The 13,969-nt window shown below is 49.3% G+C and carries 14 protein-coding genes; 5 read left to right on the forward strand and 9 right to left on the reverse strand.

Going from position 1 to position 13,969, the window contains the following annotated elements:
- Positions 1–86: 86 nt before the first annotated feature.
- Together RRV97_RS03590 and dut are read right to left on the reverse strand one after the other, a co-directional pair.
- On the reverse strand, positions 87–413 hold the full coding sequence (locus tag RRV97_RS03590) for a hypothetical protein (RefSeq protein ID WP_315612002.1): 327 nt from the start codon (positions 411–413) through the stop codon (positions 87–89).
- Between the two features lie 186 nt (positions 414–599).
- Positions 600–1,052, reverse strand: coding sequence for a dUTP diphosphatase (gene dut, locus RRV97_RS03595; RefSeq protein ID WP_003680707.1), 453 nt, complete (start codon positions 1,050–1,052; stop codon positions 600–602).
- A 110-nt stretch (positions 1,053–1,162) separates the two neighbouring features.
- Here dut and pdxH point away from each other — a divergent pair, with 110 nt between their 5' ends.
- The 3 genes from pdxH to RRV97_RS03610 all read left to right on the forward strand — a co-directional run bounded on the left by pdxH (position 1,163) and on the right by RRV97_RS03610 (position 4,857).
- Positions 1,163–1,795, forward strand: a complete 633-nt coding sequence (gene pdxH / locus RRV97_RS03600; protein WP_049335246.1) for a pyridoxamine 5'-phosphate oxidase — start codon at positions 1,163–1,165, stop codon at positions 1,793–1,795.
- 159 nt (positions 1,796–1,954) lie between these two features.
- Positions 1,955–3,013 carry a pseudouridine synthase gene (locus RRV97_RS03605; RefSeq protein ID WP_315612003.1) on the forward strand — a complete coding sequence of 353 codons (1,059 nt, stop codon included), beginning with the start codon at positions 1,955–1,957 and terminating at the stop codon, positions 3,011–3,013.
- A 251-nt stretch (positions 3,014–3,264) separates the two neighbouring features.
- Positions 3,265–4,857 carry a VWA domain-containing protein gene (locus tag RRV97_RS03610; protein WP_315612004.1) on the forward strand — a complete coding sequence of 531 codons (1,593 nt, stop codon included), beginning with the start codon at positions 3,265–3,267 and terminating at the stop codon, positions 4,855–4,857.
- Between the two features lie 52 nt (positions 4,858–4,909).
- On the opposite strand, the gene rlmB is transcribed toward RRV97_RS03610, so the two are convergent.
- From rlmB to RRV97_RS03625, 3 genes are all read right to left on the reverse strand, one after another.
- Positions 4,910–5,659: a 23S rRNA (guanosine(2251)-2'-O)-methyltransferase RlmB gene (gene rlmB / locus RRV97_RS03615; protein WP_315612005.1), complete on the reverse strand. Its 750-nt coding sequence runs from the start codon at positions 5,657–5,659 to the stop codon at positions 4,910–4,912.
- Between the two features lie 62 nt (positions 5,660–5,721).
- Positions 5,722–6,030, reverse strand: a complete 309-nt coding sequence (locus RRV97_RS03620; protein ID WP_003680717.1) for an AzlD family protein — start codon at positions 6,028–6,030, stop codon at positions 5,722–5,724.
- Positions 6,027–6,737 carry an AzlC family ABC transporter permease gene (locus RRV97_RS03625; RefSeq protein ID WP_315612006.1) on the reverse strand — a complete coding sequence of 237 codons (711 nt, stop codon included), beginning with the start codon at positions 6,735–6,737 and terminating at the stop codon, positions 6,027–6,029. The genes RRV97_RS03620 and RRV97_RS03625 overlap by 4 nt, the downstream gene beginning before the upstream one ends.
- Positions 6,738–6,837: 100 nt before the next feature.
- On the opposite strand from RRV97_RS03625, the gene RRV97_RS03630 reads away from it, so the two are divergent.
- Together RRV97_RS03630 and RRV97_RS03635 are read left to right on the forward strand one after the other, a co-directional pair.
- Positions 6,838–7,812: a PhoH family protein gene (locus RRV97_RS03630; protein ID WP_004520317.1), complete on the forward strand. Its 975-nt coding sequence runs from the start codon at positions 6,838–6,840 to the stop codon at positions 7,810–7,812.
- A 121-nt stretch (positions 7,813–7,933) separates the two neighbouring features.
- Entirely contained in the window at positions 7,934–8,920 is a 987-nt protein-coding gene (locus tag RRV97_RS03635; RefSeq protein ID WP_315612007.1) for a malate dehydrogenase, read from the forward strand.
- 75 nt (positions 8,921–8,995) lie between these two features.
- Here the strand turns inward: RRV97_RS03635 and RRV97_RS03640 are convergent, their stop codons facing one another.
- From RRV97_RS03640 to ygiD, 4 genes are all read right to left on the reverse strand, one after another.
- Positions 8,996–9,208, reverse strand: a complete 213-nt coding sequence (locus RRV97_RS03640) for a hypothetical protein (RefSeq protein WP_315612008.1) — start codon at positions 9,206–9,208, stop codon at positions 8,996–8,998.
- A 379-nt stretch (positions 9,209–9,587) separates the two neighbouring features.
- The gene (locus RRV97_RS03645) at positions 9,588–11,024 is read right to left on the reverse strand and encodes an NAD-dependent succinate-semialdehyde dehydrogenase (RefSeq protein WP_315612009.1); all 1,437 of its coding nucleotides are present in this window, start codon (positions 11,022–11,024) and stop codon (positions 9,588–9,590) included.
- Between the two features lie 486 nt (positions 11,025–11,510).
- On the reverse strand, positions 11,511–12,518 hold the full coding sequence (locus tag RRV97_RS03650) for an IS5 family transposase (protein ID WP_315611182.1): 1,008 nt from the start codon (positions 12,516–12,518) through the stop codon (positions 11,511–11,513).
- Positions 12,519–13,071: 553 nt separating this feature from the next.
- Positions 13,072–13,857, reverse strand: a complete 786-nt coding sequence (ygiD, locus tag RRV97_RS03655) for a 4,5-DOPA dioxygenase extradiol (protein ID WP_315612010.1) — start codon at positions 13,855–13,857, stop codon at positions 13,072–13,074.
- Positions 13,858–13,969 lie beyond the last annotated feature (112 nt).

Raw genomic sequence — 13,969 nt, forward strand, 5'->3', positions numbered from 1 at the left:
CCACAATAAAAAAGGCCGTCTGAATCGGCGAATTATACCATTGTTCAGACGGCCTTTATAGGGTAAAACCCAAATCTCTCATCTTTCTATTTTGTGTGTTTATCAGGAATCATATTGCTGCGCGAGAGCAACAGCAAGCAACCCAACACCACCATGCCGATGGCCAGCAACGGCGAGAGGTAAATCCAGTAGCTCATGTGCAGATAAATGGCTGTACCGATATAAACCAGCATCGGGCCGGAAACGATGGACTGTTTGTTGATGCCGTCCATAATCAACACGGCAAAGCCCAAAATAATTAATGCGCCGGCAATCATGGTCGATGTCGCAGGTAAAATATCCGTGGCGCGTAAAAACCAAACTGCGCCAAAGATAATCAAAAATAAAGGCAGAAAAAGTGAAGGACGGGACATAACAACGCTCCGTAAAGGTTTCAGACGGCCTGTATTATTGGGTGCGCCGGTCATACAGACAAGATATAAAAATGCAATCTTGTGTGTGATTATGCAAAGGTTGGCACAACAAAAAGGCCGTCTGAACAACAGCAAACCGAAATCAAATATTTCAATTTATCCTGTTTCAGACGGCCTTTCAAATCATCAGGCTTTGCCGGTGCTGCCGAATCCGCCTTCACCGCGCTCGCTGGCGGCAAACTCGTCCACAACCTTAAACGCAGCTTGGACAACCGGCACAATCACCATTTGCGCAATGCGCTCCATCGGCTCGATGGTAAACGCTTCTTTACCACGGTTCCACAAAGAAACCTTCAATTCGCCTTGATAATCCGAGTCAATCAAACCGACCAAATTACCCAAAACAATACCGTGTTTATGACCCAAACCGGAACGCGGCAGCAAAACGGCTGCGTAAGCAGGGTTGGCCAAATGCACCGCCAAACCGGTCGGCACGAGATACACATCGCCCGGTTGCAATACAACGGCTTCATCCAAGCAAGCACGCAAGTCCAAACCGGCAGAACCGGGCGTTGCATAAGCAGGCAGGGAATCGGCCATTTTCGGATTTAAGATTTTCAGTTCAACTTCGGTTTGCATGACAGGACTCCGTATGGTTCTAAATTAGAAAGGGCTACGATTATACACAATGCCCTTGAGGCCGTCTGAAAAAACGGAGTATGATTCGGTCAAACCTAAGGAGAAAAATCATGGATTTACACAATATCCGCGAAGATTACAGCAAACGCGAGCTTTCTGAAGCCGAGTGCCATGCCGACCCGATTGTCCAATTCGAGCAATGGCTGAACGAAGCGATTCACGCCGAAGTCAACGAGCCGACTGCGGTCAACGTTGCCGCCGTAGGTGAAGACGGCAGACCCAACAGCCGCATGGTGCTGCTGAAAGAAGTCAACCCCAAAGGCTTTGTTTTCTTTACCAATTACCACAGCCGCAAAGGCCGCTCCTATACGGCACACCCTTTTGCCGCCATGACTTTTTTCTGGCCGGAACTCGAGCGCCAAGTGCGCATTGAAGGACGCATCGAAAAACTCGACGCCGCCGCTTCGGACGAATATTTTGAAAGCCGCCCCTACACCAGCCGTATCGGTGCATGGGCAAGCGAACAAAGCGAAGTGATTTCCAGCAAAGCCGTCTTGGTGGCCAAAGCCGCAGCCGTCGGTGTCAAACATCCCCTGCATGTTCCCCGCCCGCCGCATTGGGGCGGATACCTCGTTATTCCCGACCGCATCGAATTCTGGCAAGGCCGCCCCAGCCGCCTGCATGACCGCATCCAATACCGCCTGGTTGACGGCAACTGGATACGCGAACGCCTTTCACCATAATTTTCGGATTTTCAAACAAAAAATTACTGGTTGAGTTACAATACAAGCTTTCATCGGCAGGCCGTCTGAATCTGATTTTCAGACGGCCTTTTCCCCCAATCCAACCCCTGCCGCAACTGCCGCAGAAGAACCGCTTTTTCAAGCGAGTTAGGAAAAATCATGTCTAAACAGCCTTCCAGCAAACGCCAATGGCGCGACGGCGTATCATCTACCGCCAAGAAACCTTCCAAACCGGCCAAAGCCTTTGCCAATAAAAAACGTCCTGACGACGAACGCAAAACATCTGGCAAACCTTACGGCCAAAAAGTTTCAGACGGCCATAAAGCTCAAAATACCACGCCAAAACAACGTGCCGCCAAAGCCAAAAAACTGGTTGTCCGCAACCCCAACCAAAAAATCATGGAGCATGCCCGTGATTTGAAAGAACGCCGCAGCGACCTTTCTCGCTTCGAACCCGAGCGCCTGCAAAAAGTCCTGGCCGCATCCGGCGTCGGCTCACGCCGCGAAATGGAAGAATGGATCAGCAACGGCTGGGTAACGGTCAACGGCCGCGTCGCCCAACTGGGCGACAAAGTTACGCCCGACGACCACGTTACCGTCAAAGGCAGCATCATCAAACTCAAATGGGCCGACCGCCTGCCACGCATCATCCTCTACTACAAACAAGAAGGCGAAATCGTTTCCCGCGACGATCCGCAAGGCCGCGTCAGCATCTTCGACCGTCTGCCGCAAGCAGCCAGCAGCCGCTGGGTAGCCATCGGCCGTTTGGACATCAATACCAGCGGCCTGTTGATCCTGACCACTTCAGGCGAACTCGTTCAACGCTTCGCCCACCCCAGCTTTGAAGTCGAACGCGAATACGCCGTGCGCGTATTGGGCGAGTTGACCACCGAACAAATGCGCGTCCTGACCGAAGAAGGCGTCATGCTCGAAGACGGTTTGGCAAAAGTAGAACGCATCTACGAACAAGGCGGCGAAGGCGCAAACAAATGGTACAACGTCGTCATCAAAGAAGGCCGCAACCGCGAAGTACGCCGCATTTTTGAAAGCCAAGGCCTGACCGTCAGCCGCCTCGTCCGCGTAGGCTTCGGCCCCATCGGCCTGCCAAACCGCCTCAAACGCGGCCAGTTCTACGAACTCAATCCGGCAGAAGTCGCCAACATCATCAAATGGGCGGATATGCTGCTGCCGGGCGAACGTCGCCGGAAGAAAAGTTAATGTAAGATAAATCGGGGCTGAGGCCTTTACAAAATCGTCTCAGCCCGACAAAATCTTGCCTAAGTCATAAAAATAGTGGGTTAAGTTTAGACCAGTACCGCGTTGCTCCGCCTTGTCCTGATTTAAACTTAACCCACTATTCACACATTAAAATTCAAAAAAAGTGACTCAGCACCAGCGTTAACTCTGCCAATACACTGCCATCAACACTTTTAATAATCAGCATATGATATTTCCCTGGAGCTTAAATCATGCCCCGTTTCTTCCTAAAAACCGTTTCCATACTCACTTTGGCAGCTTTGACCGCGTGTTCCGGTCCTCTCGACCGATCAGACTCGTCAACCGAAAATCTTCATGGCGCACCGGACTCAGCATTGCCTGCTACTGCCGTTGCTGAAGAAAATCTGTCTCTTACAGAAAACACCGAACGCTACCAAGACCAACCTGACCAACCGGTCAAATCCGTTGCTCAAGAACCTGTTTCCACATTCAGCATCGATGTCGATACCGGCAGCTACGCCAACGTCCGCCGATTTCTGAACAGCGGCAAACAGCCGCCCAAAGATGCCGTGCGCATTGAGGAAATCGTCAATTATTTCCCTTACAGCTATCCACTGCCTACTGACGGTCGTCCCTTTGCCGTTCACACTGAAACTATTGATTCTCCATGGCAACCGGAAGCCAAGCTGATCAAAATCGGCATTCAAGCACAAGACACGGCAAAGAAAGACCTGCCGCCCGCCAATCTTGTGTTCCTCGTGGACGTATCCGGCAGTATGGATGAAGAAAATAAACTTCCGTTGGTTCAAAAAACGTTGCGTATCTTGACCCAACAATTACGCCCGCAAGACAAGGTTACCCTGATTACCTATTCATCAGGCGAAGAGCTGGTGCTTCCGCCCACATCAGGTTCAGATAAAGAAACCATCCTGAAAGCCATCGACAAACTGAAAGCCGAAGGTTCGACTTCGGGCGAATCCGCTTTACGCATGGCCTACGAAGAAGCACAAAAGGCCTTTGTACCCAATGGCATCAACCGTATCCTGCTGGCGACCGATGGCGACTTTAACGTTGGCGTATCTGATACCGAAACCCTCAAATCCATGGTTGCCGAAAAGCGTAAAACCGGTGTTTCACTCAGTACGCTAGGCTTCGGTACGGACAATTACAACGAAGACATGATGGAACAAATCGCCGATGCGGGTGACGGCAATTACAGCTACATCGACAACGAAAAAGAAGCGAAAAAAGTCCTGCAACAGCAGCTGACCTCCACACTCGCCACCGTTGCGCAGGATGTCAAAATCCAAGTCGAATTCAATCCTGCCACCGTCAAAGAATACCGCTTGGTCGGCTACACCAACCGTACCCTGCGCAATGAAGACTTCAACAATGACAAAGTAGATGCGGGCGATATCGGCTCAGGCCACAGCGTGACCGCCATCTATGAAATCATTCCGGCAGGCAAAAACGGCTGGCTGAACGAATCACGCTATCAAAAAGCCCCGGCCGCCAAAGGCAGTAAAAACGAATACGCCTTTGTCAAAGTACGCTACAAACTGCCTGGAAAAAAAGACAGCAAGCTGATGGAACACGCAATTCCCGTTGGCAGCAAACCGCTGGAACAAGCCGATAAAGACACCCTTCTCGCCCTTGCCGCAGCTTCCTATGCCCAAGCCCTGCGCGGCGGCGAATACAACGGCAAACTTGGCTGGAGCGACATTGAAAAAATGGTACAGCAAGTCCAAGGCGACGATCCGTTTGAGCTGAAATCGGAATTTCTCCAATTGGTTCGCATTGCCGCCGGTAATGAAAAGCAATCAGGTCCTTTGGTTAAAGAATAAACCTGAAAAAGGCCGTCTGAAAAACATTCAGACGGCCTTTTAATTACACTTTTTATTTTTCCGATTTCAACACGCGTTGACGGCGGGTTTCGCTCAATACCATGCCTGCACTGACGGAAACGTTCATGCTTTCAACTGTGCCAAACATCGGAATCGATACCAGCATATCGCAATGTTCGCGCGTCAGACGGCGCATGCCTTCGCCTTCGTTGCCCATTACCCAGGCCACACTGTCGGGCAGGTCGCAGTGGTAAAGGTCAGAGTCGCCGCCCATGTCCGTGCCGACAATCCAAATGCCGTATTCTTTCAGCTCACGCAAAGTACGGGCAAGATTGGTTACAGTAATATACGGCACAGTTTCCGCCGCACCACAGGCAACTTTGCTGACGGTCGCATTCAGGCCGGCACTTTTGTCTTTGGGTGCAATCACGGCATGTACACCCATCGCATCGGCAGTACGCAGACACGCGCCGAGGTTGTGCGGATCGGTAATGCCGTCCAATACCAGCAAAAACGGCGGTTCGCTCAGGTTTTCCAATACATCTTCCAAGTGAACATGGTTTTTGGAAGCATCGATAAATCCGACCACGCCCTGATGACGCGCCCCTTTACTGATGGCATTCAGGCGGTCGGAATCGGCAAAATGCACGCGTACGTTTTCAGAGGCCGCTTTATCCAATACATCGCGGGTGCGTGCATCGGATTTGCCCTCTTGGATATAGAGTTCGGTAATCGATTTCGGGTTTTGCCACAAACGGGCATTGACAGCGTGAAAGCCATAGATGAGTCGTTGGTTTGTCATGTTTTTGCTTTATCAAAAAATTCAGACGGCCATTATAACAAGTAAGGCCGTCTGAAAATTTTTTATTTCATCAAATAACCGAGTATGCCCGAAGTACCAACGCCGATTAATACCGTCACCAACATCGAAAACCGGCTGGCGGCCAATACCGTCAAAGCAATGGCAATCAGCTCATGCGGTTTGTCCGATACAAAATAAGGCGCAATCACGGAAATCAACACGCAGCCCGGTGCGGCCTCCATCACCACTTGCGCACGACGGCTTAACGTACGGTTGCGCAATGCAAAAAAGCCGATTAATCGGGTCGAATAGGTAACGGCCAACATACTCAAAAACAGCAAAAACGATTGCAGCGACAACAAATCCTTCATTTTTGCTCTCCCCAAAAATACGCCGCCAACAAACCCGACAACGCTCCGGCCGGAACATACCATGCGCCGTCCACGGTCAAATAGGTTACGCACGCCACAATCAGGCTGACAAACCAAGGGCGTGAAGCCGCAAAGCTCTTCCACATACCGCGCAGCAACACCAAAAACACCGCAGGAAACGCCATGCCGAAGCCCCAAGCCGCCACATCGCCAAACATCGGACCGACTGCCGCGCCAAACGCCGCAAAACCAATCCACATTACATACAAAATAAAACACACACCGGCATAAAACGGCATGTTGAACGCAGGCAAACCTGCCGCCTTACGCTTTTGAATTTCAGCAAACGCCATTGCCCAGCTTTCATCACACATCACAAACAGCGCAGGCATCGCCTTTTTCAGCGGTATATCCCTCATATAGGGCGCAATCGCCGCACCCATCAGGATATGGCGCGAATTGATCATAAACGTTACCGTTGCAATCAGCAGAATCGGCAAAGGATTTGCCCACAAATTGACTGCGGCAAATTCCGAGCCTCCGGCAAAGTTCATGCCCGTCATCAGCAGCATTTCCAGCCAACTCATGCCCTTCTGCCCGCCCTGCATACCCAAAATCAGCGCCCACGGCAACAGGCCGATTAACATGGGCGAGGTTTCTTTGATACCGCGCAGAAATTCCGATTGGGGAGAAGCAGTGTGATTCATTTTAATTGAAACGGTTTATCAAAAAGAAGCGACGTATTATAAAGCATGCCGTCTGAACAAGGGTATAATACGGAAAAATAGATTTATTACGGAAACCGATATGACCCACACCGTCCATCTGCAGTTTGAAGAAATTGACAATACCGTGTTGCAACGCCTGTGCGGCGCACTCGACAGCAATCTCGAAGCCTTAGGCAAAGCCCTTGATATCCAAATCAGCCGCCGCTTCGAACATTTCACCTTCATGGGCGAACTGGCACATGCCGGCCGCCGTGCCTTGCTATCGCTTGCAGAAGCCGCAGAAAAAGGCGACTTGGACGACAACGCCATCAGCCTCGCGGCCGTTGAAGCCAAAACCGCAGATGAAAAACACGAAGAAAAACACCACGACCAACAATACTATTTCCGCACCAAACGCGGCAGCATCGGCGGCCGTACCCCGCGCCAAAACGGCTATATCCGCGCCTTGCTCAACCACGATGTCGTGTTCGGCTTAGGCCCTGCCGGTACGGGCAAAACCTATCTTGCCGTTGCTGCCGCCGTCGATGCCATGGAAAAGCACCAAATCGAACGCATCGTTTTGGTGCGCCCAGCAGTCGAAGCAGGCGAAAAATTAGGCTTCCTGCCGGGCGATTTAGCGCAAAAAGTCGACCCCTACCTGCGACCGCTTTACGATGCGCTTTATGACTTGATGGGGTTCGACCGCGTGACCAAACTGATGGAAAAAGGTTTAATTGAAATTGCACCGCTGGCCTATATGCGCGGCCGTACCTTAAATGGCGCATATGTCATTTTGGACGAAGCACAAAACACCACCCCCGAACAAATGAAAATGTTCCTGACCCGTATCGGCTTCGGTGCCAAAGCAGTCATTACCGGCGACATCAGCCAAATCGACCTGCCGCGCAACATCAAATCCGGCTTGAAAGATGCACGCGAAAAGCTGCGCGACGTAGAAGGCCTGTATTTCCACACCTTCACCAGCGAAGACGTTGTCCGCCATCCTTTGGTACAGAAAATCGTCGAAGCCTATGAAGCAGCAGAAGAACAAGCTGAAAAGAAAAACGGCGAATAATCTTTTCAAACACTGAAGGCCGTCTGAAAATCAAATTTCAGACGGTCTTACTACATCATTCGCCACATAATACTGCTATAATCCGAAAACCAAGTAAAACAACGACTTCAAAAGGAAAAATATGACCCTCAAGCCACCCGTCCGAATCGCCGTAACCGGCGCAGCAGGCCAAATCGCCTACGCCACCCTCTTCCGTATCGCCGGCGGCATCATGCTCGGACGCGACCAACCCGTTATCCTGCAACTGCTCGACCTACCGCAGGCGCAACAAGCATTGCGCGGCGTGATTATGGAAATGCAGGATTGCGCCTTTCCCCTCCTAGCCGATATCTTCGCCACAGACGACCCCGAAGTCGCCTTCAAAGATGCCGACATCGCCCTCTTGATTGGCGCACGTCCGCGTACGCAAGGCATGGAACGCGCCGACTTACTGCACGCCAACGCCGAAATTTTCAAAGTACAAGGCGCGGCGTTGAACAAAGTTGCCCATCGCAACGTCAAAGTCCTCGTCGTCGGCAACCCGGCCAATACCAACGCCTACATCGCCATGAAGTCCGCACCCGACATCCCGCCGGAAAACTTCACCGCCCTGATGCGTCTCGACCACCACCGCGCCGTCAGCCAAATTGCCGAAAAAATCAACCGCCCGATTACTTCCATCGAGCAAATGTGCGTCTGGGGCAACCATAGCCCGACCATGTACGCCGACTACCGCTACGCCACCAGCAACGGCGAGTCCGTCCAAGACATGATTACCGAACCCGACTGGAACACCGAAGTCTTCATGCCGAAAATCGCCGGACGCGGTGCCGCCATTATCGCCGCGCGCGGCTCATCATCCGCAGCCTCCGCCGCCAATGCCGCCATCTACCACCTGCGCGACTGGTTGCTCGGCAGCAGCGGTAAATGGATAACCATGGGCGTTCCGTCAGACGGCTCTTACGGCATTCCCGAAGGTTTGATTTTCGGCTTCCCCGTCATTTGTGACGAAGGCAGCTACCGCATCGTCCAAGGCTTAGATTTGTCAGACGAATTCAGCCAAAACCGTATTGCCGCCACACTGGCCGAATTGGAAGAAGAACGTTCAGCCATCCAGGATCTACTCTAAAACAAAGGCCGTCTGAAAACCAAATTTCAGACGGCCTAAATAATTAAATGCCCGTTCTACAATCATTTTTAAAAGCTAGAATGGAACTCTTTGTCCTTGTTTATCTTTAAGATGCCATTGACCTGCCGGTGTACAACCGCCGCCACTACCGCCGACAGCATAATGATCACAATTCGGATCAAGCCGTTTCCCTTGAGAATATGAGCCATTTGACAAACCGTCCCCATTAAAGGAACTGCATGCGCCGATAAAAGCTATGCAAAACAGGATTAAAAATTTCTTCAACATTCACATCACCTTTTTTATAAAAGTCACACCACAAAATTGCAGCCTAGATAAAGTTCCCACGCTATCGATATGAGCCACACTGTGTGAGCAAAAAAACAATCCTTCCTTGCTCACGGTTGTATTATCCAAAATTTCCGCTGCCATCACTCAAAAAACTACAGCTAGAAACTTGAAATACACATCCAACAAGATTAAAAACATCAAAATAGTTATCAAACTAATTTTATAAACATGTGACAAAATTTTTGCAACTTTGTTTCTTATGGTTTTGCTTTTTTATAAAGATCGTTCTCACAATATGAAAATTATCCAATACCTTTTCTGCGTTTAAAAAAGGCCGTCTGAAAACCGAATTTCAGACGGCCTTTACTGTGCAGCCTTATTCCGCTACATCAATGCACAAATATTTCAATTCCAAATATTCGTCCGCACCGTATTTGCTGCCTTCACGTCCCAAACCGCTGCGTTTTACACCGCCAAACGGTGCTACTTCATTACTGATTAAGCCCGTATTGATGCCGACCATACCGTATTCCAAGGCTTCGCCGACGCGCCATTGGCGGGCGGTATCGGAGGTGAAAAGGTAAGCTGCCAAACCGTATTCCGTATTGTTCGCAGCCTCGATGACTTCGGCTTCGGTTTCAAAACGGAACACCGGACACAACGGCCCGAAGGTTTCTTCGCGCGCCACCGCCATTTGCGCCGTAACGCCGCTTAAGACGGTCGGCTCGAAAAACGTTCCGCCCAATGCGCTGCGTTTGCCGCCGGTCAGACAACTTGCACCTTTAGCTAATGCGTCGGCGATGTGTTGCTCAACTTTTTCTACCGCTTTTTCCTCAATCAGCGGCCCTTGGTTCACGCCTTCATCCAAGCCGTTGCCCAATTTGAGCGCGGCTACTTTTTCGCTTAATTTGCGGCAAAATTCGTCGTAAATGCCGGATTGAGCGTAAACGCGGTTGGTGCAGACACAGGTCTGGCCGCTGTTGCGGAACTTGCTGGCGAGCGCGCCTTCGACGGCTTTGTCCAAATCGGCATCGTCAAACACGATAAACGGCGCGTTGCCGCCCAGTTCCAAACTGAGTTTTTTAATGTCCGCCGCGCTGTCGGCAAAAATTTTAGCGCCGACTTCGGTCGAGCCGGTAAAGCTGATTTTGCGCACAATCGGATTTGTAGCAAATTCATGGCTGATTTCCGAAGCGCTACCGCTGACGACGGGAAGCAAATCCTGCGGCACACCCGCTTCGTAAGCCAATAGCGCCAGCGCATACGCGCTCAAGGGCGTGAGCGACGCGGGTTTGACGATCATCGCGCAGCCCACCGCCAAAGCAGGCGCGGCCTTGCGCGCAATCATCGCGGACGGGAAGTTCCACGGCGTAATCGCAGCGGTAACGCCGACAGGCTGTTTCAACACGACCAGTTTTTGCGACGCCTTCACGCTTGTCAGCACATCACCGTCAATCCGCCGCGCCTCTTCCGCAAACCAGCGCACAAACGAAGCCGCATAATCAATCTCGCCGCGCGCCTCGGTCAAGCTTTTGCCCTGTTCCATCGTCATGATGCGCGCCAGTTCTTCTTTGTTTTCTTTAATCAGAAAATACCAGCGCCACAACACATCGGCGCGTTCCAACGCAGTTTTTGCCGCCCACAATTTTTGTGCCGCCTCCGCCTTTTGAATCAAAAGCTTCAGTCCGTCTGAATCGGTCTTACGGACAAACGCCAAAGCCTCACCTGTTGCAGGGTTATCAACTTTAATGGCTTCTGGAATCGGAGAAAAGGAAATATCGGGATGGTTGAGCAAGCGGGCAAAATCTTTCATGAGAAACTAGCTTTCTAAAATCTGGAATATGTGTTCATTATCATATTCATACCATGAAAGCGCAACTGAATCGCAAAATAAGACAACTGCAAAGGCCGTCTGAATATCTTACAGACGGCCTTTCTTATTCGGGTTTCTCTAAACTACATACTTATCTCAATTTATGTGTGCAAAGATAAAAATATATATTACTTAACAAAAGTATCACATATAGGAAAAATATAATGATTAATCCATAATTACCTGCTTTTATTGTACTGAAGACAATGATAAAAAATAGATCTAATCCTACTAATTTATGGATAAAATATAAAAATAAAGCTAAGAATATTAATCCGAGACCTTTGCAAAATTCCTTTCCTTCCGACAGCCGAGATCCAAACAAAGATTTTCGGCTGTTTTTGTTTCAAATATCCACTGATTCTACCCAAATCCCCCCTTAATCCCCCCTTGGATACCTGATTAATCAGGCATCCGGGCCGCCTTTTAGGCAGCAACAGGCACACTTAGCCTGTTGGCGGCTTTCAACAGGTTCAAACACATCGCCTTCAGATGGCTTTGCGCACTCACTTTGATCAGCCCGAAATAGGCTGCCCGCGCATAGCGGAATTTACGGTGCAGCGTACCGAAGCTTTGTTCGACCACATAACGGGTCTTCGACAAATATCGGTTACGTTTGGTTTGCGCTTCCGTCAGCGGACGGTTGCGGTAGGCTTTGCGCATAATGCCGTCCTGTAACCGATGCTCTTCCAGATGTTGCCGGTTTTCCTCACTGTCATAGCCTTTATCGGCATAGACGGTCGTACCTTTGGGCAGACCTTCCAACAAAGGCGACAGGTGTTTGCACTCATGGGCATTGGCTGGGGTAATGTGCAGTTTCTCGATATAGCCTTCCGCATCGGTACGGGTATGTTGTTTGTAACCGAGTTTGTAGAGGCCGTTTTTCTTTATCCAACGGGCATCGCTGTCTTTACTCGGTGTGGCTTGGCCGCTGACTTGTCCTTCCTCGTCGACTTCTATGGCCTGGCGCTGTTTGCTGCCGGCGGTCTGAATAATAGTGGCATCAACGACGGCGGCGGATGCTTTCTCTATTTTTAGGCCTTTTTCGGTCAGTTGGCGGTTGATCAGTTCCAGTAGTTCGGACAGGGTGTTGTCTTGCGCCAGCCAGTTGCGGTAGCGGCATAAGGTGCTGTAATCGGGGATGCTCAGTTCGTCAAAACGGCAAAACAGGTTGAAATCGATGCGGGTGATGAGGCTGTGTTCGAGTTCGGGATCGGAGAGGCTGTGCCATTGTCCGAGCAGGACGGCTTTGAACATGGACAACAGGGGATAGGCGGGACGGCCGCGGTGGTCTCGGAGGTAACGGATTTTTTGACGATTCAGGTATTGTTCGATCGGTTGCCAATCAATCACCTGATCCAACTTCAATAGCGGGAAGCGGTCGATGTGTTTGGCAATCATGGCTTGTGCGGTTTGCTGGAAGAAGGTACTCATGAAAAATCCCCTAAATGTCTTTGTGGGAATTTAGGGGATTTTGGGGAATTTTGCAAAGGTCTCAATCCAATTATTTTCCTATTGAGTAGAAAAAGCAAAATAGGAATATTATTCAAAATAAAAAATAATTTCATAAAAACTTCATTACCCTCTATCTCGCCCTGTAGCTCAGATAACTTATAGACATCCCCGTAAACAATATAATCTGAAATATAGAAATTTTGCTTACTAAGGAAAAAAGAGAATACACATAGTAATAAAAAAATTATGTACCTAAAAAAAATATAAAATTTCATAAATAATATACCATGGTCCTCTACTTTATTAGATATAACTTTTATCTATAATATAATCAAACCATTCCCACCTAATCATCCCAACTGCAAATAAAATTCAGCTTTAATCACTTGCTATGCTCGAATTATTTATATTTGAAGATTATAAACTCAATCTCATCTTTGCTGAATAGGTTATGGTTTATATAGCTATAAAACGCCGTCTTAAACAGATAAAGCCAATAAAAGATAATTTCTTTTACTATATTTTTCCCTTTTTACCCCACTAAAACCGACGTCATGCTGAGCGAGCCTGCAAGCAGCTTATCATTGAAAAACGTAACCTGATCTTGCGGTTCGCGCAATGCTATGATGTAAAGCAAGGGCAAGTAATGATCCGGTGTTGGCACGGAAAGCTCGGCTTTTTCGCCTAGTTGCTGATAATGTACCAAGGTTTCATCATCTCGTGTTGCAATCGCTTGATTGACCGTTTCTCGAAATGCAAACGCCCATTCATACCCCGCACCGATTTGATCGATATGTTCCCAGCTTATCGCCCTTAGATTATGCACAATATTGCCGCTGCCGATAATCAACACGCCTTGTTCGCGCAAAGCAGCTAACTTTTTCGCCAAATTGAAATGCCATTCTGCCGATTGCAAACGGTTAAGGCTAAGTTGCACCACAGGAATATCGGCATTGGGATAGAGATATTTCAACACTGTCCAAGCGCCATGATCAAAACCACGCGTTGGGTTCAGCTCGACATTTTCCGGCTGTAATAATGACTTCACTTGCGCCGCCAGCTCAGGCGAACCGGGCGCAGGATATTGCACTTGGCTGAGTTCATCTGGAAAGCCGTAGAAATCGTAAATCATTTTAGGATGCGCGCCTGAAGTTACCTGCAAACGGCTGCTGTACCAATGCGCTGAAATCATCAAAATAGCTTTTGGTTTGGCAAACCTTTGCGTAATTAGGCTGAAATTCTGATTGAACAGGTTTTCTTTATCCAACACATTCATCGGGCTGCCATGCCCGACAAACAATACAGGCATTTTTTTCATGATTTACTCCTCGCTATCTAATACGGCAGATTGTACGGATAAATTTTTATTCAAAAAATACCGGTTTACGAACAACATCTTTTCCTCATAAGAAATCATGACTGATAAGGTC

Source organism: Neisseria sp. DTU_2021_1001991_1_SI_NGA_ILE_055 (assembly GCF_032342915.1).
In the GTDB taxonomy this organism is placed as follows: domain Bacteria; phylum Pseudomonadota; class Gammaproteobacteria; order Burkholderiales; family Neisseriaceae; genus Neisseria.

What these genes read in the sequence shown, in the direction of transcription:
- RRV97_RS03590 (WP_315612002.1), bottom strand. Translation starts at nt 413, where the DNA reads ATGTCCCGTCCTTCACTTTTTCTGCCTTTATTTTTGATTATCTTTGGC.
- dut (WP_003680707.1), bottom strand. Translation starts at nt 1,052, where the DNA reads ATGCAAACCGAAGTTGAACTGAAAATCTTAAATCCGAAAATGGCCGAT.
- pdxH (WP_049335246.1), top strand. Translation starts at nt 1,163, where the DNA reads ATGGATTTACACAATATCCGCGAAGATTACAGCAAACGCGAGCTTTCT.
- RRV97_RS03605 (WP_315612003.1), top strand. Translation starts at nt 1,955, where the DNA reads ATGTCTAAACAGCCTTCCAGCAAACGCCAATGGCGCGACGGCGTATCA.
- RRV97_RS03610 (WP_315612004.1), top strand. Translation starts at nt 3,265, where the DNA reads ATGCCCCGTTTCTTCCTAAAAACCGTTTCCATACTCACTTTGGCAGCT.
- rlmB (WP_315612005.1), bottom strand. Translation starts at nt 5,659, where the DNA reads ATGACAAACCAACGACTCATCTATGGCTTTCACGCTGTCAATGCCCGT.
- RRV97_RS03620 (WP_003680717.1), bottom strand. Translation starts at nt 6,030, where the DNA reads ATGAAGGATTTGTTGTCGCTGCAATCGTTTTTGCTGTTTTTGAGTATG.
- RRV97_RS03625 (WP_315612006.1), bottom strand. Translation starts at nt 6,737, where the DNA reads ATGAATCACACTGCTTCTCCCCAATCGGAATTTCTGCGCGGTATCAAA.
- RRV97_RS03630 (WP_004520317.1), top strand. Translation starts at nt 6,838, where the DNA reads ATGACCCACACCGTCCATCTGCAGTTTGAAGAAATTGACAATACCGTG.
- RRV97_RS03635 (WP_315612007.1), top strand. Translation starts at nt 7,934, where the DNA reads ATGACCCTCAAGCCACCCGTCCGAATCGCCGTAACCGGCGCAGCAGGC.
- RRV97_RS03640 (WP_315612008.1), bottom strand. Translation starts at nt 9,208, where the DNA reads ATGTTGAAGAAATTTTTAATCCTGTTTTGCATAGCTTTTATCGGCGCA.
- RRV97_RS03645 (WP_315612009.1), bottom strand. Translation starts at nt 11,024, where the DNA reads ATGAAAGATTTTGCCCGCTTGCTCAACCATCCCGATATTTCCTTTTCT.
- RRV97_RS03650 (WP_315611182.1), bottom strand. Translation starts at nt 12,518, where the DNA reads ATGAGTACCTTCTTCCAGCAAACCGCACAAGCCATGATTGCCAAACAC.
- ygiD (WP_315612010.1), bottom strand. Translation starts at nt 13,857, where the DNA reads ATGAAAAAAATGCCTGTATTGTTTGTCGGGCATGGCAGCCCGATGAAT.